Here is a 19,020-nt window from a genome sequence, read left to right on the forward strand (position 1 = left end):
GGCGTTGCCTTTCGTCAATTCGTTTCAATACCAGGCGTCGGCCATCTCGGATTTGCGCTGCGCGATGAAATCGCAGAGCGCCCCCTCAATGCCCGCGTCTAGCGGTGGCGCCTCATACGTCGCCAACACCGCTTTCCATGCGCCATTGGCGCGCGTCATCGCATCGACGCCCCCCGCCTCCGACCATGTCTCATAGGTGGTGTTGTCGTCCAGCCCGCTATCCCAATAGGCGGTCTCGTAATGGCGCAGGGTATGGGCACAGCCAAACATATGCTCTCCCGGCCCCTTCTCGGCCAAGGCCTCGAAGGCCAGCGTATCCTCGTTGACCTCCAACCCCTTAAGCCACGCATGCAGCGCGCCGCACATATCCATATCCAACATCAGCTTTTCATAGGACATCGACAGCAACCCATCGAGGAACCCTGCCGAATGCAGGATGAAATTGGCCCCGCCATTCACTGCCGACATCATCGACATCATCGCCTGCGTCATCGCCTGCCCATCCGGCAGCTTTGAGGTGCTGAAATTGCCCGCACAACGCAACGGCATCTTCAGCCGCCGCGCGATCTGCCCCATCACCAGCGATCCCAACGCAGGCTCGGGCGTGCCGAACGTGGGTGATCCGGTGCGCAGCGACATCGACGACAGGAAACTGCCCAGAATTGCCGGTGCCCCGGGCCGCACCAATTGCGTCAGCGCACATCCCACCATGCTTTCGGCCAGACATTGCGCAATCGCCCCCGGCATAGTCAGCGGCGATACAGCGCCCCCCAACAGAAACGGCAGATGGATGGAGCCCTGACCGGCAGCCGCATAGGCGCGAATACCCCGCGTGCTCACCCCATCCCAGACCAAGGGCGAGGTCGAATTGAAATTGCCCATGATCACGCAATGGCTGTCGACATACTCCGCCCCAAACAGAATGCGGCACATCTCGATACTATCCTCAGCCCGCTCCGGCGCGGTGATCGAGCCCAGAAAGGCCCGGTCCGAATAGCGCATATGCGCGTAAACCATATCCAGATGCCGCTTGTTCACCGGAATATCCGTCGGCTCACAGATCGTGCCGCCCGAATGATGCAGCCAAGGCGAGGATTGCGCCAGCTTGATCAGGTTCTGGAAATCCTCAATCGTGCCATAGCGCCGCCCCTTGTCCAGATCCATCACGAAGGGCGACCCATAGGCGGGTGCAAACACCATCGACTTGCCGCCGATCCGCACCGATTTGGCCGGATTGCGCGCATGCTGTGTGAATTCCGCCGGAGCAGTGGCCAAAAGACCCCGGATCAACCCCGGCTCAAACGTGACATTCCACGCCTCTGGCCCCACCTCGCGCGCCTTGCCCCCGGCTTGCTGAAACAGTCGCACTGTCTCGGGGTCTTCGCGAAACTCGATCCCGATTTCGGCCAGAATTCGATCTGCGGTGGCGATGATCGCCTCTAACGATTCCTCTGAGGCGATGTCATGGGTGGGAATACCCCGCGTGATATAGGGAACATGCAGCGGATTCACCCCGGCCCCCGCCCCGGTGCCCCGGCGCACCTGCATGGCGGCGCGCCCGCCGCGCGCCCGACGCGCAGGTGGAACAGGCGTATCACAGGAAATTTCAGTAGGTATCGCGTGCGGCATGTGCCTGATCCTGGGCTGGCCGGAACTACGCCGGCGGTGGCATCAAAACTTTATCGACACTACTGTCGAGAAAATCAACTAACCTGTCAAGATATTTGCCAGCCCCCGAAAAAGCGTCTAGTCTTGGGCAATGAACCGCACCCAAACCAACCACCGCGCCAAACCCGCCCCCGATCCCGCCACCCGCGGGTCCGAGGATCTGTGGCTGGGTGCCGCCTATGAGGTGCTCGTCACCGCCGGGGTGGATGCGGTCAAGGTGATGCCTCTGGCGCACATGCTCGGCCTGTCACGCACCAGTTTTTATTGGCACTTCAAGGATCGAGAGGCGCTGCTTTCCGCCCTTCTCGACCGCTGGGAGGCGCAGAACACCGGCAATCTTGTCGCCCGCACCGAAGCCTATGCAGACTCGATCAACGAGGCGCTCTACAATCTCTTCGACTGCTGGCTTACCCGCGAGCTGTTTGATTCCCGCCTTGATTTCGCGATCCGCAACTGGGCGCTTGGGGATCCGGTGGTCAAGGCCAAGCTGCAACGCACCGATGAAACCCGCATCACCGCCATCCGTGCCATGTTCGCGCGATTCGGCTACGCCCCCGATCACGCCGACACCCGCGCCCATACCGTCTATTACACCCAGATCGGCTATATCTCGATGATGGTGGCCGAACCCCGCGATATCCGCATCGCCCGCATGCCCGCCTATGTCGAGAATTTCTCGGGCCACGCCCCGGCCCCCGCCGAAACCGCCCGCTTCATGGCCCGCCATACCTCAGCCTGATCCAATCCGCTGCCATCTGGACCTTTTGCCAAAGCTGTGGAAAGGATTGAGCACCGCCTTCTGGGGGACCAAGGGCAATCCGGGACGGACCAAACCGCCCGACATCAGGGAGAGATGACACATGACATTCAAGACACTGGCCATCGCAGGCGCGCTCAGCCTTGCCGCCGCCACCGCGCAGGCTGATATCAAGGTCGGCATGATCACCACGCTATCGGGCGGCGGCGCAGGGCTCGGCATTGACGTGCGCGATGGCTTCATGCTGGCGCTAGAGCAATCGGGACGCAGCGATATCGAGGTGATCATCGAGGACGATCAGCAAAAACCCGACATCGCCGTGCAACTCTCGGACAAGATGATCCAATCCGACAAGGTCGATGTGATGACGGGTATCATCTGGTCCAACCTCGCCATGGCGGTGGTGCCCGGTGCCGTGGCCCAAGGCAAATTCTACCTCTCGCCCAATGCTGGCCCCTCGGCGCTGGCGGGGCAAGGCTGCCTGCCCAACTATTTCAACGTCGCCTGGCAGAACGACAACCTGCACGAGGCCGCGGGGGCCTATGCCAATGACGCAGGCTATAAAAACAGCTTCATCCTCGCGCCCAACTACCCGGCAGGTCAGGACGCGCTGACCGGCTACAAACGGTTCTACAAGGGCGAATTGGCGGGTGAAATCTACACCCAACTCGGCCAGACCGATTACGCCGCCGAAATCGCCCAAATCCGCGCGAGCGGCGCTGACTCTGTGTTCTTCTTCCTGCCCGGCGGCATGGGCATCTCCTTCCTCAAGCAATATGCCGACAGCGGTGTCGGCCTGCCCGTGGTCGGCCCCGCCTTCAGCTTTGACCAAGGCATCCTTCAGGCCGTGGGCGACGCGGCCCTTGGCGTAGTCAACACATCGCAATGGTCCAAGGACATCGACAACGCAACCAACGCCGCTTTTGTCGCCAGCTTTCAGGAAAAATATGGCCGCCTGCCCTCGCTCTACGCAAGCCAAGGCTTTGACACCGCCAATCTCCTGATTTCCGCATTGGACACGGCGCAACCCTCGGATGCTGACGCCTTCCGCGCCGCCCTCAAAGCGGCCGATTTCGCCAGCACGCGCGGCGATTTCGCCTTTGGCAACAACCATCACCCGATCCAGGACATCTATGTTCGCGAGGTGATCAAAGAGGGCGACGTCTACACCAACAAGATCATTGGCGTGGCGCTAGAGGATCACGTCGACGCCTACGCCGCAGAGTGCAAGATGTAACACGCCTTTGGCCGGGCCGCCCATGGCCCGGCCACCCCCTGCATGTCGCTCTGACCCCGGTGCATGGTCGTTTGCCACCTTTCCCCCACATCAAACTCGCGGCATAGAAAGATATGACCGACTCGCACCACCCCACTCTCCCCTCGCTGCCCGGCACCGACTGGCCCCGGATGGAACCCGGCTGGGTTTGGCTCTGTGGCGCGGGCCCCGGCGATCCCGGCCTTCTGACACTGCACGCGCTCAATGCCCTGCAACAGGCCGATGTGGTGATTTATGACGCGCTGGTGCAGGACTGCATCCTCGACTGGGCACCGCAGGCCCGCCATATCTATGCGGGCAAACGCGGCGGAAAACCTTCGGCGAAGCAGCGCGATATTTCCCTGCAACTCGTTGATCTCGCCCGCGATGGCCTGCGCGTGCTGCGCCTCAAGGGGGGCGACCCCTTTGTCTTTGGGCGCGGCGGCGAAGAGGCGCAGACGCTGGTGCAGCACGGCGTGCCCATCCGCATCATTCCGGGCATCAGCGCCGGTATCGGCGGGTTGGCCTATGCGGGCATTCCCGTGACACACCGCGACGTGAACCAATCCGTGACCTTCGTAACAGGCCACGACCAGTCCGGGCACACCCCTTCCTCGCTGAATTGGCAGGCGATTGCGCAGGGCAGTCAGGTTATCGTGATCTACATGGGCATGAAGCACGCAGGCCAGATCAGCGCGGCGCTTCTGGATGCAGGCCGCCCGGTGGATGAGCCCTGCGCCGTCGTCTCCTCCGCCACCACCCCAGATCAGCGCGTGCTGGAAACCACCCTCGGGCGCCTTGCCGCCGATATCGAGACAAGCGGCTTCGAGCCGCCTGCGATCCTCTGCATCGGACGCTCCGTGCTCATGCGCCAAGTGCTTGACTGGCAGGGGATGCTGGCCGGTGCCGCCCCGCGTGATCTTGATCCGCTCGGGCGCGGCCTGCCCGCCGAGACCGCATGCGGGGGCTGATCCTCGCTGCACCCTCGTCGGGCGCGGGGAAAACCACGCTTACCCTCGCCCTTCTGCGCCTCTTGTCTCGCGAGGGGCGGCCCGTGCGCGGTGCGAAATCCGGTCCCGATTACATCGACCCCCGCTTTCACGAGGCCGCCTGCGGCGCGCCTTGCCCCAATCTCGACGCTTGGGCCATGACGCCCGACCGCCTGCGCAGCCTTGCAGCGGGCCAAGGTCTGCTGATCATCGAGGGGGCCATGGGCCTCTTCGATGGCGCACCGCCCGATGGGCGTGGCGCTGTGGCCGATCTCGCGCGGCATCTCAGCCTGCCCGTGGTGCTGGTGGTCGATGCAGGCCGCATGGCAGGCTCTATCGCGCCGCTTGTAGCAGGCTTTGCAGGCTTTGACGCCCGCGTGCGCGTGTCAGGCGTGATGCTCAACAACGTGGGCTCCGATCGCCACGAAGCGATGCTGCGCCGCGCCCTCGCCCCCCTTGGCCTGCCCGTTTTGGCCGCCCTCCGTCGCAACCCGGCGCTGGCGCAACCCTCGCGCCATCTGGGTCTGGTCCAGGCCAGCGAGCGCCCTGATTTGCAACAGTTCCTCGACTCCGCCGCCGACGCGCTCGCCATGACACTCGACCGCGAAACGCTGCTTGCACTCGCCGCCCCCTTGCCCGACACCCAAGCGGCCCCGCGCCTCACCCCTCCGGCTCAGGTGATCGCCGTGGCCCAAGACCCCGCCTTTGGCTTTGCCTATCCGCATATGCTGGCCGATTGGCAGGCAGAAGGGGCGGAAATCCGTCCCTTTTCCCCACTGGCCAACGAACCCGTGCCACAAGCAGAGTTCATCTTTCTTCCCGGCGGCTACCCGGAACTGCACGCAGGCCGGATCGCCGCCAATGAAATCTTCATGCAAAGCCTCAAGAGTGCCGCACAAACCTCAGATATATATGGAGAATGTGGTGGATACATGGTTCTGGGCGACAGCCTGACCGATGCCAGCGGCACCCGGCACACCATGGCTGGCTTGTTGCCGCTAGACACGAGCTTTGCCACCCGCCGTCTCCATCTCGGCTACCGCCATCTTGCGGCGCACACCGGCCCATTTCCGGGCACATGGGCCGCGCATGAATTCCACTATGCCACCACCCTGCGCGCGGATGGCCCAACGCTGTTCACCGCAACAGACGCCGAAGGCACAGAGCTGCCCCCAATGGGCCTCCACTCGGGCCGGGTGAGCGGCTCTTTCGCGCATCTCATCGACCGCGCCTGAATTACGCTTGCAGCCTGCCCGCGACGGGTCTAGCACTTCGGCCATGACCGATATCGCCCTTCATCCCGACGACAGCCGCGCCAAACGCAATGTGGCCGTTCTCGTCGCAGCCCAAGCCATTTTGGGCGCGCAAATGCCGATGATCTTTGTCGTGGGTGGGCTGGCCGGGCAATCGCTCGCCTCCAACATCTGCTTCGCGACCTTGCCGATTTCCTTGATCGTGCTCGGCTCAATGCTCTCGGCTACACCGATTTCGCATCTGATGCAGCGCTATGGCCGCCGCACCGGGTTTTTCATCGGCGCAGGCGCAGGCGCGCTTGGCGGGGCCATCGGCGCCTATGGGCTTTATACCGCCTCCTTCCCGATTTTCCTTTTGGGCAGCCTCATCACCGGCACCTATATGTCAGCCCAAGGCTTCTACCGCTTTGCCGCCGCTGATACCGCCAGCGACGCCTTCCGCGCCAAGGCCATTTCCTACGTCATGGCAGGGGGCCTGCTCAGCGCCGTAATCGGCCCGCAACTGGTCAAGGCCACCTCTCAGGCCATGGTGATTCCGTTTCTGGGCACCTATCTCGCGGTCATCGCTCTCAATATCGCAGGCGCGTTCCTGTTTCTCTTGCTCGATATCCCCAAACCGCCCCAACCCGCCGTCGACGCCCCGCATGGCCGCACGCGGATGGAACTTCTGAAAACGCCGCGCATCGCCGTGGCGGTGATCTGTGCCACCGTATCCTACGCGCTGATGAATCTGGTGATGACCTCAACGCCGCTCGCCGTGGTCGGCTGCGGCTTTGACGCGGGCAATGCGGCGGATGTGGTCACGGCGCATGTGTTGGCGATGTATATCCCCTCGTTCTTCACCGGCCATCTGATCGCCCGCTTTGGCGTGGAAAAAATCGTGGCCATTGGCCTTGTCATCCTCGCAGGCGCAGGCGCGGTGGCCTTGAACGGCGTGCATCTGGAAAACTTCTTCGTCGCCCTCATCCTCTTGGGCATCGGCTGGAATTTCGGCTTTATCGGGGCCACCACCATGCTTGCAGGGGCCCATGAGCCTCAGGAACGTGGCCGCATGCAGGGGCTCAACGATCTTATCGTCTTTGGCGGTGTGACCTTTGCCTCCCTGTCCTCCGGTGGCCTGATGAACTGCTCCGGCGGCACGCCTGAGGCGGGCTGGACTGCGGTCAACCTCGCCATGGCCCCCTTCCTGATGCTGGCAGGCGGTGCGCTCATATGGCTGACCCTGCGCCCAAAAGAGGCCTGAGCAGGGGCGCACATGATAAGGCAAATCTGGCAGAGTTACCGCCGCCTGCCCCTCTGGGTTCAGCTTTGGGTCGCGCTCATCCTTGTGCCGGTCAACGCCGCTTCGCTCTTTTTTATCTCGCATCCCGCAGGCGCGTGGCTGGCGACGATGGCGGTCGGCGCGATGCTCTGCAATGGAGTGCTGATGCTGATCGAGCGCGGCTTTTCCAAGGTTATGGCACTGCCGCATATCCTCATCTGGACACCGATGCTGGGCCTGATCCTGTGGCTTTTGACCCAAGACATTACCCCGACCTACCACAACTATCTGGTGATCCTGCTGGCGGTCGATGTCTTTTCGCTGATCCTTGATGTCATCGACAGCCGCAAATGGCTGTCAGGCGACCGCAAGATCGCCTGACACGGCGCTATGTCACCCAAGCTTGCGCAGCCGCGCAAACAGGCTCGACGTATCCCAGCGACCGCCGCCCATCTTCTGCACATCTTTGTAGAACTGATCCACCAGCGCCGTCACCGGTAGGCTGGCGCCAGTCTCATCGGCGGTGCTCAGGCAAATACCCAGATCCTTGCGCATCCAATCAACGGCAAAGCCGTGGTTCCATTTGTCGTCAATCATGGTCTCATACCGGTTCGACATCTGCCAAGATCCCGCCGCCCCCTGAGAGATGACCTCGACCACCGCGCGCCCATCCAGCCCTGCCTTTTCCGCAAAGTGCAGCGCCTCGGCCAGACCCTGCACCAGACCGGCAATCGCGATCTGATTGCACATCTTGGTCATCTGCCCGGCCCCGCTCTCGCCAATGCGACGGCAAAGCTTGGCATAGACCTGCATCACCGGCTCAGCCGCCGCATAGGCCGCCTCATCGCCGCCACACATGATCGAAAGCTGGCCTTTTTCGGCCCCCGCCTGTCCACCCGACACGGGCGCATCAACGAAATTCAGCCCCGCTGCCTTGGCCTCGGCATAAAGCTCGGCTGTAACCTTGGACGACACCGTGGTGTGATCCACAAAAACCGCGCCTGCCGCCATCCCGGCAAAGGCCCCATCGGCCCCAAGACAGACCGACCGCAGATCATCGTCATTGCCCACGCAGGCCATCACGAAATCGGCCCCTTCGGCGGCCTCGCGCGGGGTGGCGGCATGACGCCCACCATGCTCTTTTGCCCAGGCTTCGGCCTTGGCCGCCGTGCGGTTATAGACACAGACCTCGTGCCCGGCTGCTGCCAGATGCCCCGCCATCGGATAGCCCATAACCCCGAGCCCCAGAAACGCCAGTTTTGCCATTGTCCTGTCCTCTCCCATACTGTGTGCCATTGTCTTGCCGGGGTTTTCTGACTATCCCCGGCAGGTGATGCAAGCGGAAAATAGGGCGGTGCCGGGGCATGTCAGGGCTGGTGAAATGGTTATTGCGGCTGGCAGGCGGCGCGATCCTCTTGGCCGTTCTGGCGCTGTTGGGGGCCTATTTCCTGCTGTCGCGCTCTCTGCCCGACTATGACAAGACGCTGAGCGTGCCGGGCATCACCGCCCCGGTCGAAATCGTGCGCGACAATGCGAATGTGCCCCATATTCTGGGCCAGACGGATGCCGACAGCTTCTTTGGATTGGGCTATGCCCATGCACAGGATCGGCTGTGGCAGATGATGACGATGCGCCGCACCGTGCAAGGGCGGCTCTCAGAGGTGTTCGGCACCCGCACCGTCAAGATCGACAGCACCATGCGCCGCTTTGACCTCTACACGCTCGCGCGCCAATCTGTCGCCGTGCAGGACGCCGAAACCCTGGCCGCGCTCAAGGCCTATTCCGATGGCGTGAACGCCCGCCTGAACGAAATCAACCGCGAGGCTCTGGGGCGCGGCGCCCCCGAACAATTCCTCTTCAACGCCCCGATTGCGCCTTGGCAACCGGCTGATTCCATTGCGCTGATCAAGCTGATGGCCGTGCAGCTGTCTTCGCATCTGGAAAACGAAGTACTCTTTGCCCGCGCGGCGCTTGCGCTGGAAAACCCTGATCGCTTGGCCGATATCATGCCACTGGCACCGGGCAGCGGCATCGCGGCCTTGCCGGAATATGCCGCCCTTTTTCCCGGTGCCACTTGGTCGCGCATCGCGCAAACGACCCCTGAAAGAGGTGATCCGCTCTCGCCCTTCAAACGCCGCGCCTTTGCCGGGGCCTCGAATGCCTTTGCCGCCGCGCCCTCGCGCTCGGCCTCGGGCGGCACGCTTCTGGCCAATGACCCGCATCTGGGCTTTTCCGCGCCGAATATCTGGTATCTCGCCCGCCTGAACCTGACATCCGGTGGCGTGATCGGTGGCACCATTCCCGGCATACCGGCCATCCTGACCGGGCGCAGCGCGCGGCTGGGTTGGGCGGTCACCTCGTCCTATCTCGACGATCAGGACCTCTATATCGAAGAGCTGAACCCCGACGATCCCAATCAATACCGCACGCCCGACGGATGGAAACCGTTTCGCACCACGCGGTCTATCGTCGAGATCAAGGATGCCGATCCCGTCACCCTGACCCTGCGCTGGACAGAGAACGGCCCCGTCCTGCCCGGCAGCCACTACAATCTGGCCGAAGTGACACCCGCAGGCCATGTGGCCGCGCTGAATTGGACCGCGCTCAGCCCAGAGGATACAACCATGTCCTCGGCCATCGGCCTGATGCGCGCGCAATCGGTGCAGGACGCGATTGACCTCAGCCGTCTTTATATTGCGCCCTCCCAGAACCTTACCCTGGTGGACCAAAGCACGATCGCCATGCGTACCATCGGGGCAATGCCTCGCCGTGACGCCCGCCATGAGAGCGAGGGGCGGATGCCCGCGCGCGGCTGGCTGCCGGAAAACCGCTGGCAGGGCACGCTGCCCTTTGCCGCAAATCCCGAATTCGTGGCCCCCTCTGGCGGCATCCTTGGCAATACCAACAACAAGGTCGTTGATCGCCCCTTTCCCATGCATGTGAGCCACCTCTGGGGTGATACCCAGCGGGTCCATCGCTGGCGCAGGCTCATGCAGGGGCGAGAGGTGCATACCCGCGAAAGCTTTATCGAGGCACAACTCGACACCGTCAGCTTTACCGCCCGCTCGCTTTTGCCTCTGATTGGTGCCGATCTGTGGTTTACCGGCGAATCCGCCCCCGAAGGCACGCCCGAACGCCTGCGCCAACGCGCGCTCACCATGCTTGCCGACTGGAACGGCGAAATGAACGAACATCTGCCCGAGCCGCTGCTTTACGCCGCGTGGATGCGCGCGCTGATGGACCGGCTCATTCGCGATGACTTGGGCCCCCTCTCGCGAGAGTTTGACCACCCTGATCCGATCTTCATTGAACGGGTATTCCGCAATGTCGATGGCGCCGCCGACTGGTGCGATGTCAAGCAATCAGCGGCGATTGAGACCTGCACGGATACCGCCCGCATGGCGCTCGACGATGCGCTGATCTGGATTTCCGAGCGCTATGGCCAATCCCTCGAAAGCCTGCGTTGGGGCGACGCGCATCAGGCGACCCATGACCATCAAGTGCTGGGAGACGTGCCGCTCCTGCGCCATTTCGTCAACATCCGCCAATCCACCTCGGGCGGCGACAATACGCTCCTGCGCGGGCGCACGCGTGGCGGCAACGGGCCGGACCCGTTCCACAACGTGCATGGGGCAGGGTATCGCGGGGTCTATGACTTTGCCGATCCCGATAGCAGCGTCTTTATCATCGCCACCGGCCAATCAGGGCATTTCCTCAGCCGCTATTACGACAACCTGTCGCAACTCTGGCGGCGCGGCGAGTATATCCCGATGTCGCTCGATCCTGATCTGGCGCGCGCGGCCTCAGTGGGTATCACCACCCTGCTCCCCACAGATCAATAATCGCGACATGAGCACAACTGCGCAGGGCTCGCCGCCTGCGCAGCCTTCACCCAGATATTTTTTCCATCCGTTCGGAACCACAGCACACCTCCTGCGTTGATCTCTCAAGCGCGCATTTGGCGCGTTGATGCAAACCGCAGGATGGATCCTGCAGAAACGGAGGACGATATGATGTTCCGCAAACTGGCTCTCGCAACGGCCCTCACAAGCGTCACAGCCCTCGCCGCCCATGCCGCAGACGAAGGCGGCACCGAACGGCAGGCCCAAGACAACAGCGGCGTCGACGCCATCTATGAAGAAAGCCAAGGCACGGTAGAAAGCGCAGCATCGGGCAATTGGTCCGCAGCCACTGTCGCCGACAATGGCGAATTGCACGCGCCCACAGACCTTGATCTGGCCGCCAAGGATCAGCGCAAGGCCAGCGACACTCTTGTCGAAAACATTCTGGCCGAGGCCGAAACAGGGGCCACGCTCAGCTCTGTGGATGACAAGGTGATCGGCGAAGTCGTCTCGCACGCAGGCGATGAAAGCGCAGAACACTATATCTACGTCGATGTGCATGCGGATGCCGAAATTCCGGCGGAGCGTATCGGCTTTCAGGCTGGCACACTCAGCGTTGCCGAAAACGGTGGCTTGGAATACGCGATGACCCTCGAGCAGTTGCGCACCGCCGTGGCCGAGAAAGTCGCGACGATGACGCAGTAACCGTTTGCCTTTCCACCGCGCGCTCCTCCCTCCCGGCGCGCCTGCGGCCCGGCCCTGTAAAGGCCGGGCCGTTTTGCTGTCCGATACCAAAATCGCCCCCCCAGATCACGCGCCCCTTCCCCCCGCCGCACCTGTGGTTTAAAGACCCGCACATGCATATCCCCGAAGGAGCCCGCCCGATGCAGGAACCGTCCATCACCCCCGATCTCGTCGCGGCCCATGGCCTCAAGCCCGAGGAATACGACCGTATCCTCGAGATCATCGGGCGAGAGCCGACCTTTACCGAATTGGGCATCTTTTCGGCCATGTGGAACGAGCATTGTTCCTACAAATCCTCCAAGAAATGGCTCCGCACCCTGCCCACCACCGGCCCGCAGGTGATCTGTGGCCCGGGTGAGAACGCAGGCGTGGTCGATATCGGCGACGGTCAAGCGGTTGTGTTCAAAATGGAAAGCCACAATCACCCCTCCTATATCGAACCCTATCAGGGTGCGGCGACCGGCGTGGGCGGTATCCTGCGCGATGTCTTCACCATGGGCGCGCGCCCCATCGCTTCGATGAATTCACTCAGCTTTGGCATGCCGTCACACCCCAAGACCCGCCAGCTTGTGCATGGCGTGGTTGCGGGCGTAGGCGGCTATGGCAATTGCTTTGGCGTGCCCTGCGCGGGCGGCGAGGTGCGGTTTGATCCGGCCTATAACGGCAACTGCCTTGTGAATGCCTTTGCCGCAGGTCTGGCGGACGCAGACAAGATTTTCTACTCAGCCGCTTCGGGCGTCGGTATGCCCGTGGTCTATCTCGGGGCCAAGACGGGCCGCGACGGTGTCGGTGGCGCGACGATGGCCTCTGCTGAATTCGACGACAGCATCGAGGAAAAACGCCCCACCGTTCAGGTGGGCGACCCGTTCACCGAAAAACGCCTGATGGAGGCCTGTCTCGAACTGATGGCCACCGGCGCGGTCATCTCGATCCAGGATATGGGCGCCGCGGGCCTCACCTGCTCTGCGGTGGAAATGGGCGACAAGGGCGGGCTTGGCGTCAAACTGCACCTCGACGCCGTGCCACAGCGCGAGGCGAACATGACCGCCTATGAGATGATGCTGTCCGAATCTCAGGAACGCATGCTCATGGTCCTGCGCCCCGAGCTTGAGGCCGAGGCCCGCGCCGTGTTCGAGAAATGGGATCTCGACTTTGCTATCGTCGGCGAAACCATCGCCGAAGACCGGTTCCTGATCCTGCACGGCAATGAGATCAAGGCCGACCTGCCATTGGCCACTCTCTCTGGCTCAGCCCCCGAATATGACCGGCCATGGGTGGAAACAACACCCGCCGCGCCGCTTGACCCCGCGACCGTGCCCGGCGTCGATCCGATTGACGGCCTCAAGGCGCTGATCGGCTCGATCAACTACTGCGCCCGGCAATGGGTTTACGAGCAATATGACACCATGGTCATGGCCGACACCGCCCGCACCCCCGGTCAGGGCGCAGGTCTCATCCGCGTGCATGGCACCGACAAGCTTTTGGCGTTCACCTCCGACGTAACCCCACGCTACGTCAAGGCCAACCCGGTTGAGGGCGGCAAACAGGCGGTGGCCGAGGCCTATCGCAACCTCTCCGCCTTGGGCGCGGTCCCGCTTGCCACCACCGACAACCTCAATTTCGGCAACCCCGAAAAGCCCGAGATCATGGGCCAATTCGTCGGGGCGATCAAAGGCATCGGCGAGGCGGTGGCCGCCCTCGACATGCCCATCGTGTCGGGCAATGTCTCGCTCTACAACGAAACTGACGGCACCGCGATCCTGCCCACCCCCACCATCGGCGCAGTGGGCATCATCCGCGATCCGGAAACGGCAATCACCGGACAGGTGCGTGACGGGCATGTGGCCCTTCTCTTGGGCGAAACCCACGGGCATCTGGGGCAATCCGCGCTGCTGGCCGAGGTGTTTCACCGGGTCGAAGGCGATGCACCGCCCGTGGACCTTGCCGCCGAAAAGCGGCATGGCGATTTCATCCGCGCCAACCACGCGCTGATCAAGGCCTGCACCGACCTCAGCGATGGCGGTCTGGCCTTGGCCGCCTTCGAATTGGCCGAAGCGGCGGGTGTCGGCGTCCACCTCGACAGCGATGACACAGCCACCCTCTTTGCCGAGGATCAGGCGCGCTATCTCATCGCCTGCAACTTCGATCAGGCCGAGGCGCTGATGATCGCCGCAGGCCGTGCGGGCGTGCCCCTCACCGCCGTGGGCCGCTTCACCGGTGACACCGTGCGCTTGGGCAAATCCGAAGCGGCGCTGAGCGAGCTATCGGATATCTTCCGGGGCACATTCGGGGCGACCTTCGGCTAAGGGGCCAAGGGCGGCGCGATGGCCATGATGGGCCTGATCCCATCATGGTCCAAAACTTCGGCGCGCATTAACTGACGCCCCGCTCAAGAAGGACCACAGATCACGCGCAAGCCGGGCGCAGCACTGCACCCTCCCTTGCACTCGCCCCGGCGGCGCTCTACATCTTGGGCAAGACCTGACAAGGAGACCCCCGATGGCCATGCTCGCCTCTGATCTAGAAGCCCTGATCCGTCAGGCGCTCCCCAATGCCAAGATCACCGTCGAAGGCGATGACGGCGTGCATTTTGCCGCCGAAGTCATCGACGAGAGCTTTCGCGGCATGAATCGCGTGCAACAGCAACGCGCCGTTTACGCCGCCCTTAAGGGCAAAATGGATGGGCCCAACGGGGCCGTGCATGCGCTGGCGCTGACCACCAAGGCCCCTGCCTGACGCAATGGAACCTCGCCTGCTTGTCGCTCTGCTGCTTTTGCCCTTCGCTGGCATCTTTGCCTATACGATGTGGCACGAAATTCTGCGATATCGTCGCGATGGGCGCGCAGCTTATGGCTTGGGGTATTGCGAAGAAACCGACAGCACCCATGTCACCCTTTTGGGCGACACCGAAACCAGCTATGACCCTGAAGAGACCGACTCCACCGGCCAAGGCCACCTAAGAGACCGATAGGACATATCATGACTGACGCCAAAACCCGCATTGAAGAGACCGTGAAATCCGCCGATGTCGTGCTCTACATGAAGGGCACCAAGGACATGCCGCAATGCGGCTTCTCCTCCCGCGTGGCGGGCGTGCTGAATTACATGGGCGTTGATTTCAAGGATGTGAACGTACTCGACGATGCGGACATCCGCCAAGGGATCAAGGACTATTCCGACTGGCCCACCATCCCGCAGCTTTACGTCAAAGGCGAATTCGTGGGCGGCTGCGACATCATCACCGAGATGACGCTCTCGGGCGAACTCGACGACCTTTTCGAGAAATCCGGCGTGTCCTATGACAAGGACGCCGCCGAGAAAATCCGCGAAGCCAACGCCTGAGCGACCAAGGCGGCCGGACGGACCGGCCGCCTGGTTCGTCAATCGCGCCGGGTCCAGCCCCAGAGGCACAGCATTTCCATCAGCACATGCGCCCCCGCAATCGCGGTGGCCCCCGTCGTGTCATAGGGTGGCGAAACCTCGACCATATCGCCGCCCACCAGATTGATCCCTGCCAGATCGCGCAAAATTATCGCCGCCTGCCCCGAGGTCAGCCCCCCCCAAACCGGCGTGCCGGTGCCGGGTGCATAGGCCGGGTCAAGCGCGTCAATGTCAAAGGTCATGTAAACCTGCGCATCGCCCACGATCTCCTTGATCTTGCGCGCGATTTCCACCGGCCCCTCCAGATGCACCTGCCGCGCATCAAGCGTGGTAAAGCCCATTGTGTCGGGATTGGTGGTGCGAATGCCCACCTGCACCGAGCGCGCCACATCCACAAACCCTTGCTTCACCGCCTTGTACATCATCGTGCCATGGTCAATGCGCGTCAGATCGTCATCCGCCCATGTGTCGGAATGGGCATCGAAATGCACCACCGCCAGCGGCCCATATTTTTCCGCATGCGCCTGCAACAGCGGCAGTGTGATATAGTGATCGCCCCCGATGGCAAAACAGGCGGCCCCAGCCTCCAAGATACCCTTGGCATGCTCATGCAATGCCTTAGGAAAGGCCGATACATGCGCGTAATCAAAGGCTAAATCCCCGTAATCCACAATGCTGAGATGGGACAGCGGATCATAGCCATCCCAGCCATAGGGCGGATCATAGACCTGCAATGCGCTCGCCTCACGCACCGCACGCGGCCCCATGCGGGTGCCGGTCCGGTTGGTCACGGATTGATCAAACGGCACCCCGGTGATCGCCACATCCACGCCGCTCAAGTCCTTGCTATAGCGCCTCCGCGCAAAGGACAGCGCCCCACCAAAGGTGTTCTCATAACTTGCCCCCCGCAACTCCGCGCGGGTGAACGCCTGATCCACCTGCTTCTTCGCATCTTCCAGTGCCATGGCTTTCCCTCAGCTCACAGGTTGCGCGCGCTCGACCAGCCGCGCGAAAAACGAGGCCCCAACCGGCGCCACCGCATCATTGAAATTGAACCCCGGATGATGCAAGCCCGGCCCCTCGCCCTGCCCAAGAAACAGATACGACCCGGGGCGCTCTTGCAGCATATAGGAAAAATCCTCGGCCCCCATCTCGCGTGGGCGGTCCGCGATGACAGCATCCGCGCCCACCACCTCGCGCGCTACCTCTGCGGCAAAGGCGGTCTTGTCGGCATCATTATAGGTGGCGGGATAGCCAAGCTCGATCCGCACCTCGGCCCGCACCCCATGCGCCGCCGCCGTCCCCAACGCCACTTCGCGCAGCCGTCGATGCACCATTTCCTGCACTTCGGGCGTGAAGGTTCGGATCGTGGCGTTGATATAGGCGGTCTCGGGGATCACGTTATCAACCGTGCCGGTATGAATCTGCGTCACCGAGATTACCAGATCATCCAGCGGGTTGCGGTTGCGGCTGACAATGGTCTGAATCGCCTGCACGATGGCCACCGCCGCCACCACTGGGTCCAGGCATTCATGCGGCATCGCCCCATGCCCACCCCGCCCGATCACGTCGATATGCAGCGTATCCACCGCCGCCATGATCGGCCCCGGCGTGGTCTCGAACGTGCCAGCGGGCGCGCCGGGCAGCGTGTGCAGCGCATAGACCTGCTCCACCCCGTAGCGGCTCAATGCGCCCTCTTCGACCATGATGCGCCCGCCGCCCGGCCCCTCTTCTGCCGGTTGAAACAGCAGCACCACACGCCCTGCAAAATTCCGCGTCTCCGCCAGATATTTGGCGGCCCCCAGCAACATGGTCGTATGCCCGTCATGGCCGCAGGCATGCATTTTGCCGGGGGTTTGGCTGGCATACTCTAGCCCGGTAATCTCGGTCATCGGCAGCGCGTCCATATCAGCCCGCAACCCGATCGTGGGGCCATCACCCCGCCCGTCGATCACCGCGACCACACCACTGGTCGCCACCCCGGTTTCGATCTGGGTAATGCCGAACTCGCGCAAGCGCGCGACCACAAAACCCGCTGTTTCATGGCAATCAAAGCCCAACTCGGGATGCGCATGCAGATGCCGCCGCCACGCCGTCATTTCCTCGGAAAACCCGGCAATTCGATTGATCACGGCCATCTCTGGACATCCCTTCTTTCTCGCGTCAGGGTCCACTCAACCCCAAAGACGAGGCCGCCGCAATGCCTGACGATACGCTCATCCACGATCCCGACGGGGGCTTGCCCCGCCTCATCGCCATCATGGCGCGGCTGCGCGATCCCGATACCGGCTGTCCTTGGGACATCGAACAGGATTTCGCCAGCATCGCCCCCTACACCATCGAAGAAGCCTATGAGGTGGCCGACGCCATCGAGCAGCAGAACTGGCAAGAGCTGCGCGGCGAATTGGGCGACTTGCTCTTGCAGGTCGTGTTTCATTCCCAGATTGCCCAGGACCAAGGCCTGTTTGATGTGCAGGACGTGGCCAACGCCATCTCTGACAAGATGGTCGCGCGCCATCCGCATGTGTTCGGCACCGAAAGCCGCGACAAGACCGCCGAGCAACAGACCCGCGATTGGGAGGTGGTCAAAGCCGCCGAACGCGCCGCCGAGGCCAAGACCGGCACGCTTGACGGTGTGGCCCTTGGCCTGCCTGCGCTCCTGCGCGCGGTCAAACTGCAAAAACGCGCCGCGCGGGTGGGCTTTGATTGGCCCGACTCCTCTCATGTTCTCAACAAGATACGCGAAGAAGTTGAAGAGTTGCACGAAGCCGCAACCGAACTGACCCAAGACGCGGTGGAAGAGGAGTTCGGCGATCTTCTGTTTGTCATGGCCAATCTCGCCCGGCACATGAAGGTTTGCCCCGAAACCGCCCTGCGCCGCGCCAATGCCAAATTCACCCGGCGATTCGAGCGGATCGAGGCGCTCTTGGCCGAACGCGGCAAACGCCCGGTCGAGTCGGATCTGGCCGAAATGGACACGCTCTGGGATCAGGCCAAGGCCGAAGAACGCCAGTGAACGCACGCTGACAACCGCTTGTAAGCACGCGCAAAACCCGCCACTCTCAGACCAACAGCGAAAGGACCAAAGCAATGTCGATCATGGATGAGGCCCGCAATGTTCTGGGCGAGGCGCTGGAACCCTGTTCAACCAAGCCGCTCACCGGCTTTTTCCGGGATGGTCATTGCAACACCTGCGCCGAGGATCACGGCAGCCACACGGTCTGCGCCCAGATGACCGCAGAGTTTCTGGCCTTTTCCAAATATGTCGGCAATGATCTGAGCACGCCACACCCCGAATTTCAGTTTCCCGGCCTGAAACCGGGCGATCACTGGTGTCTCTGCGCCGCGCGCTTTCTTCAGGCCCATGACGAGGGGTGCGCGCCTTTGGTGCGGCTTGATGCCACCCATGTGCGCGCCCTCGAAATCGTTCCGCTCGAGGTTCTGCAACAACATGCCGCCCTCGAGAGGTAAGACATGGCCACAGTGACCCTCATCAGCGATGCCGAAGCCACACCAGAGGTGCGCGCCGTCTTCGACGACATCCGCGCCACGCGCGGCAGCGATTTCATCAACAATTTCTGGCGCGCGCTGGCGCATGACCCGGCGCTCCTCAGCGCCACATGGCAGCGGCTCAAATCCGTGATGGGCCCCGGCACCCTTGATCCCCTGACCAAGGAACTGATCTATATCGCCGTGTCGGTGACCAATGGCTGCGAATACTGCGCCCATTCCCACACCGCAGCGGCCCGCGCCAAGGGCATGACCCCCGCACAGCACGGTGAGTTGCTCTCCGTCATCGGCATGGCATCGCAAACCAACGCCCTCGCCACCGCTCTTCAGGTGCCGGTGGATGAGGTGTTCAAGGTCTGA

General features: G+C 62.6%; 19 protein-coding genes. 15 read left to right on the top strand and 4 right to left on the bottom strand.

Annotated features, from left to right (window positions below):
• Window positions 1-24 precede the first annotated feature (24 nt).
• Window positions 25-1,548 carry a trimethylamine methyltransferase family protein gene (locus ROSMUCSMR3_RS03310; RefSeq protein WP_081508539.1) on the bottom strand — a complete coding sequence of 508 codons (1,524 nt, stop codon included), beginning with the start codon at window positions 1,546-1,548 and terminating at the stop codon, window positions 25-27.
• 211 nt (window positions 1,549-1,759) lie between these two features.
• On the opposite strand from ROSMUCSMR3_RS03310, the gene ROSMUCSMR3_RS03315 reads away from it, so the two are divergent.
• From ROSMUCSMR3_RS03315 to ROSMUCSMR3_RS03340, 6 genes are all read left to right on the top strand, one after another.
• Entirely contained in the window at window positions 1,760-2,407 is a 648-nt protein-coding gene (locus tag ROSMUCSMR3_RS03315; RefSeq protein WP_008282355.1) for a TetR/AcrR family transcriptional regulator, read from the top strand.
• Window positions 2,408-2,528: 121 nt separating this feature from the next.
• Window positions 2,529-3,662, top strand: a complete 1,134-nt coding sequence (locus ROSMUCSMR3_RS03320; protein WP_008282356.1) for an ABC transporter substrate-binding protein — start codon at window positions 2,529-2,531, stop codon at window positions 3,660-3,662.
• Window positions 3,663-3,775: 113 nt separating this feature from the next.
• Window positions 3,776-4,651 carry a uroporphyrinogen-III C-methyltransferase gene (gene cobA, locus ROSMUCSMR3_RS03325; protein ID WP_081506444.1) on the top strand — a complete coding sequence of 292 codons (876 nt, stop codon included), beginning with the start codon at window positions 3,776-3,778 and terminating at the stop codon, window positions 4,649-4,651.
• Window positions 4,639-5,904: a cobyrinate a,c-diamide synthase gene (locus ROSMUCSMR3_RS03330; protein WP_081506445.1), complete on the top strand. Its 1,266-nt coding sequence runs from the start codon at window positions 4,639-4,641 to the stop codon at window positions 5,902-5,904. Before cobA ends, ROSMUCSMR3_RS03330 begins: the two co-directional genes overlap by 13 nt.
• 43 nt (window positions 5,905-5,947) lie before the next feature.
• Complete coding sequence (locus tag ROSMUCSMR3_RS03335) at window positions 5,948-7,165, top strand: MFS transporter (RefSeq protein WP_008282359.1); 1,218 nt, start codon at window positions 5,948-5,950, stop codon at window positions 7,163-7,165.
• Window positions 7,166-7,177: 12 nt separating this feature from the next.
• On the top strand, window positions 7,178-7,564 hold the full coding sequence (locus ROSMUCSMR3_RS03340) for a hypothetical protein (protein ID WP_008282360.1): 387 nt from the start codon (window positions 7,178-7,180) through the stop codon (window positions 7,562-7,564).
• A gap of 12 nt (window positions 7,565-7,576) precedes the next feature.
• Here the strand turns inward: ROSMUCSMR3_RS03340 and ROSMUCSMR3_RS03345 are convergent, their stop codons facing one another.
• Window positions 7,577-8,449: an NAD(P)-dependent oxidoreductase gene (locus tag ROSMUCSMR3_RS03345; RefSeq protein WP_081506446.1), complete on the bottom strand. Its 873-nt coding sequence runs from the start codon at window positions 8,447-8,449 to the stop codon at window positions 7,577-7,579.
• Between the two features lie 98 nt (window positions 8,450-8,547).
• Between ROSMUCSMR3_RS03345 and ROSMUCSMR3_RS03350 the strand changes: the two genes are divergently transcribed.
• From ROSMUCSMR3_RS03350 to grxD, 6 genes are all read left to right on the top strand, one after another.
• A complete protein-coding gene (locus tag ROSMUCSMR3_RS03350; RefSeq protein ID WP_081506447.1) occupies window positions 8,548-11,025 on the top strand; it encodes a penicillin acylase family protein in 2,478 nt (825 codons plus the stop codon).
• A 171-nt stretch (window positions 11,026-11,196) separates the two neighbouring features.
• The gene (locus ROSMUCSMR3_RS03355) at window positions 11,197-11,730 is read left to right on the top strand and encodes a phosphoribosylglycinamide synthetase (RefSeq protein ID WP_237183532.1); all 534 of its coding nucleotides are present in this window, start codon (window positions 11,197-11,199) and stop codon (window positions 11,728-11,730) included.
• Between the two features lie 179 nt (window positions 11,731-11,909).
• Window positions 11,910-14,075, top strand: a complete 2,166-nt coding sequence (gene purL / locus ROSMUCSMR3_RS03360; RefSeq protein ID WP_081506449.1) for a phosphoribosylformylglycinamidine synthase subunit PurL — start codon at window positions 11,910-11,912, stop codon at window positions 14,073-14,075.
• A gap of 193 nt (window positions 14,076-14,268) precedes the next feature.
• Window positions 14,269-14,505, top strand: a complete 237-nt coding sequence (locus ROSMUCSMR3_RS03365) for a BolA/IbaG family iron-sulfur metabolism protein (RefSeq protein ID WP_008282366.1) — start codon at window positions 14,269-14,271, stop codon at window positions 14,503-14,505.
• Window positions 14,506-14,509: 4 nt separating this feature from the next.
• Window positions 14,510-14,740: a hypothetical protein gene (locus ROSMUCSMR3_RS03370; protein ID WP_008282367.1), complete on the top strand. Its 231-nt coding sequence runs from the start codon at window positions 14,510-14,512 to the stop codon at window positions 14,738-14,740.
• 8 nt (window positions 14,741-14,748) lie between these two features.
• The gene (gene grxD / locus ROSMUCSMR3_RS03375; protein ID WP_008282368.1) at window positions 14,749-15,111 is read left to right on the top strand and encodes a Grx4 family monothiol glutaredoxin; all 363 of its coding nucleotides are present in this window, start codon (window positions 14,749-14,751) and stop codon (window positions 15,109-15,111) included.
• A 38-nt stretch (window positions 15,112-15,149) separates the two neighbouring features.
• On the opposite strand, the gene speB is transcribed toward grxD, so the two are convergent.
• Both speB and ROSMUCSMR3_RS03385 read right to left on the bottom strand, forming a co-directional pair.
• A complete protein-coding gene (gene speB / locus ROSMUCSMR3_RS03380) occupies window positions 15,150-16,115 on the bottom strand; it encodes an agmatinase (RefSeq protein WP_081506450.1) in 966 nt (321 codons plus the stop codon).
• A 9-nt stretch (window positions 16,116-16,124) separates the two neighbouring features.
• Complete coding sequence (locus tag ROSMUCSMR3_RS03385; RefSeq protein ID WP_081506451.1) at window positions 16,125-17,288, bottom strand: M20 aminoacylase family protein; 1,164 nt, start codon at window positions 17,286-17,288, stop codon at window positions 16,125-16,127.
• Between the two features lie 62 nt (window positions 17,289-17,350).
• On the opposite strand from ROSMUCSMR3_RS03385, the gene mazG reads away from it, so the two are divergent.
• From mazG to ROSMUCSMR3_RS03400, 3 genes are all read left to right on the top strand, one after another.
• Window positions 17,351-18,166 carry a nucleoside triphosphate pyrophosphohydrolase gene (mazG, locus tag ROSMUCSMR3_RS03390; RefSeq protein ID WP_081506452.1) on the top strand — a complete coding sequence of 272 codons (816 nt, stop codon included), beginning with the start codon at window positions 17,351-17,353 and terminating at the stop codon, window positions 18,164-18,166.
• A 74-nt stretch (window positions 18,167-18,240) separates the two neighbouring features.
• Complete coding sequence (locus tag ROSMUCSMR3_RS03395) at window positions 18,241-18,621, top strand: DUF2237 family protein (protein ID WP_081506453.1); 381 nt, start codon at window positions 18,241-18,243, stop codon at window positions 18,619-18,621.
• 3 nt (window positions 18,622-18,624) lie between these two features.
• Window positions 18,625-19,020 carry a carboxymuconolactone decarboxylase family protein gene (locus ROSMUCSMR3_RS03400; protein ID WP_081506454.1) on the top strand — a complete coding sequence of 132 codons (396 nt, stop codon included), beginning with the start codon at window positions 18,625-18,627 and terminating at the stop codon, window positions 19,018-19,020.

Source organism: Roseovarius mucosus, from assembly GCF_002080415.1.
Taxonomy (GTDB): Bacteria; Pseudomonadota; Alphaproteobacteria; order Rhodobacterales; family Rhodobacteraceae; genus Roseovarius; species Roseovarius mucosus_A.

Excerpts from the sequence above, each read along its gene's own strand:
- ROSMUCSMR3_RS03385 (WP_081506451.1), bottom strand. The coding sequence starts at position 17,288 with ATGGCCGTGATCAATCGAATTGCCGGGTTTTCCGAGGAAATGACGGCG.
- ROSMUCSMR3_RS03370 (WP_008282367.1), top strand. The coding sequence starts at position 14,510 with ATGGAACCTCGCCTGCTTGTCGCTCTGCTGCTTTTGCCCTTCGCTGGC.
- ROSMUCSMR3_RS03350 (WP_081506447.1), top strand. The coding sequence starts at position 8,548 with ATGTCAGGGCTGGTGAAATGGTTATTGCGGCTGGCAGGCGGCGCGATC.
- ROSMUCSMR3_RS03400 (WP_081506454.1), top strand. The coding sequence starts at position 18,625 with ATGGCCACAGTGACCCTCATCAGCGATGCCGAAGCCACACCAGAGGTG.
- ROSMUCSMR3_RS03310 (WP_081508539.1), bottom strand. The coding sequence starts at position 1,548 with ATGCAGGTGCGCCGGGGCACCGGGGCGGGGGCCGGGGTGAATCCGCTG.
- mazG (WP_081506452.1), top strand. The coding sequence starts at position 17,351 with ATGCCTGACGATACGCTCATCCACGATCCCGACGGGGGCTTGCCCCGC.
- ROSMUCSMR3_RS03395 (WP_081506453.1), top strand. The coding sequence starts at position 18,241 with ATGTCGATCATGGATGAGGCCCGCAATGTTCTGGGCGAGGCGCTGGAA.
- speB (WP_081506450.1), bottom strand. The coding sequence starts at position 16,115 with ATGGCACTGGAAGATGCGAAGAAGCAGGTGGATCAGGCGTTCACCCGC.
- purL (WP_081506449.1), top strand. The coding sequence starts at position 11,910 with ATGCAGGAACCGTCCATCACCCCCGATCTCGTCGCGGCCCATGGCCTC.
- ROSMUCSMR3_RS03330 (WP_081506445.1), top strand. The coding sequence starts at position 4,639 with ATGCGGGGGCTGATCCTCGCTGCACCCTCGTCGGGCGCGGGGAAAACC.
- ROSMUCSMR3_RS03365 (WP_008282366.1), top strand. The coding sequence starts at position 14,269 with ATGGCCATGCTCGCCTCTGATCTAGAAGCCCTGATCCGTCAGGCGCTC.
- ROSMUCSMR3_RS03355 (WP_237183532.1), top strand. The coding sequence starts at position 11,197 with ATGTTCCGCAAACTGGCTCTCGCAACGGCCCTCACAAGCGTCACAGCC.
- ROSMUCSMR3_RS03340 (WP_008282360.1), top strand. The coding sequence starts at position 7,178 with ATGATAAGGCAAATCTGGCAGAGTTACCGCCGCCTGCCCCTCTGGGTT.
- ROSMUCSMR3_RS03320 (WP_008282356.1), top strand. The coding sequence starts at position 2,529 with ATGACATTCAAGACACTGGCCATCGCAGGCGCGCTCAGCCTTGCCGCC.
- ROSMUCSMR3_RS03335 (WP_008282359.1), top strand. The coding sequence starts at position 5,948 with ATGACCGATATCGCCCTTCATCCCGACGACAGCCGCGCCAAACGCAAT.
- ROSMUCSMR3_RS03345 (WP_081506446.1), bottom strand. The coding sequence starts at position 8,449 with ATGGCAAAACTGGCGTTTCTGGGGCTCGGGGTTATGGGCTATCCGATG.
- grxD (WP_008282368.1), top strand. The coding sequence starts at position 14,749 with ATGACTGACGCCAAAACCCGCATTGAAGAGACCGTGAAATCCGCCGAT.
- cobA (WP_081506444.1), top strand. The coding sequence starts at position 3,776 with ATGACCGACTCGCACCACCCCACTCTCCCCTCGCTGCCCGGCACCGAC.
- ROSMUCSMR3_RS03315 (WP_008282355.1), top strand. The coding sequence starts at position 1,760 with ATGAACCGCACCCAAACCAACCACCGCGCCAAACCCGCCCCCGATCCC.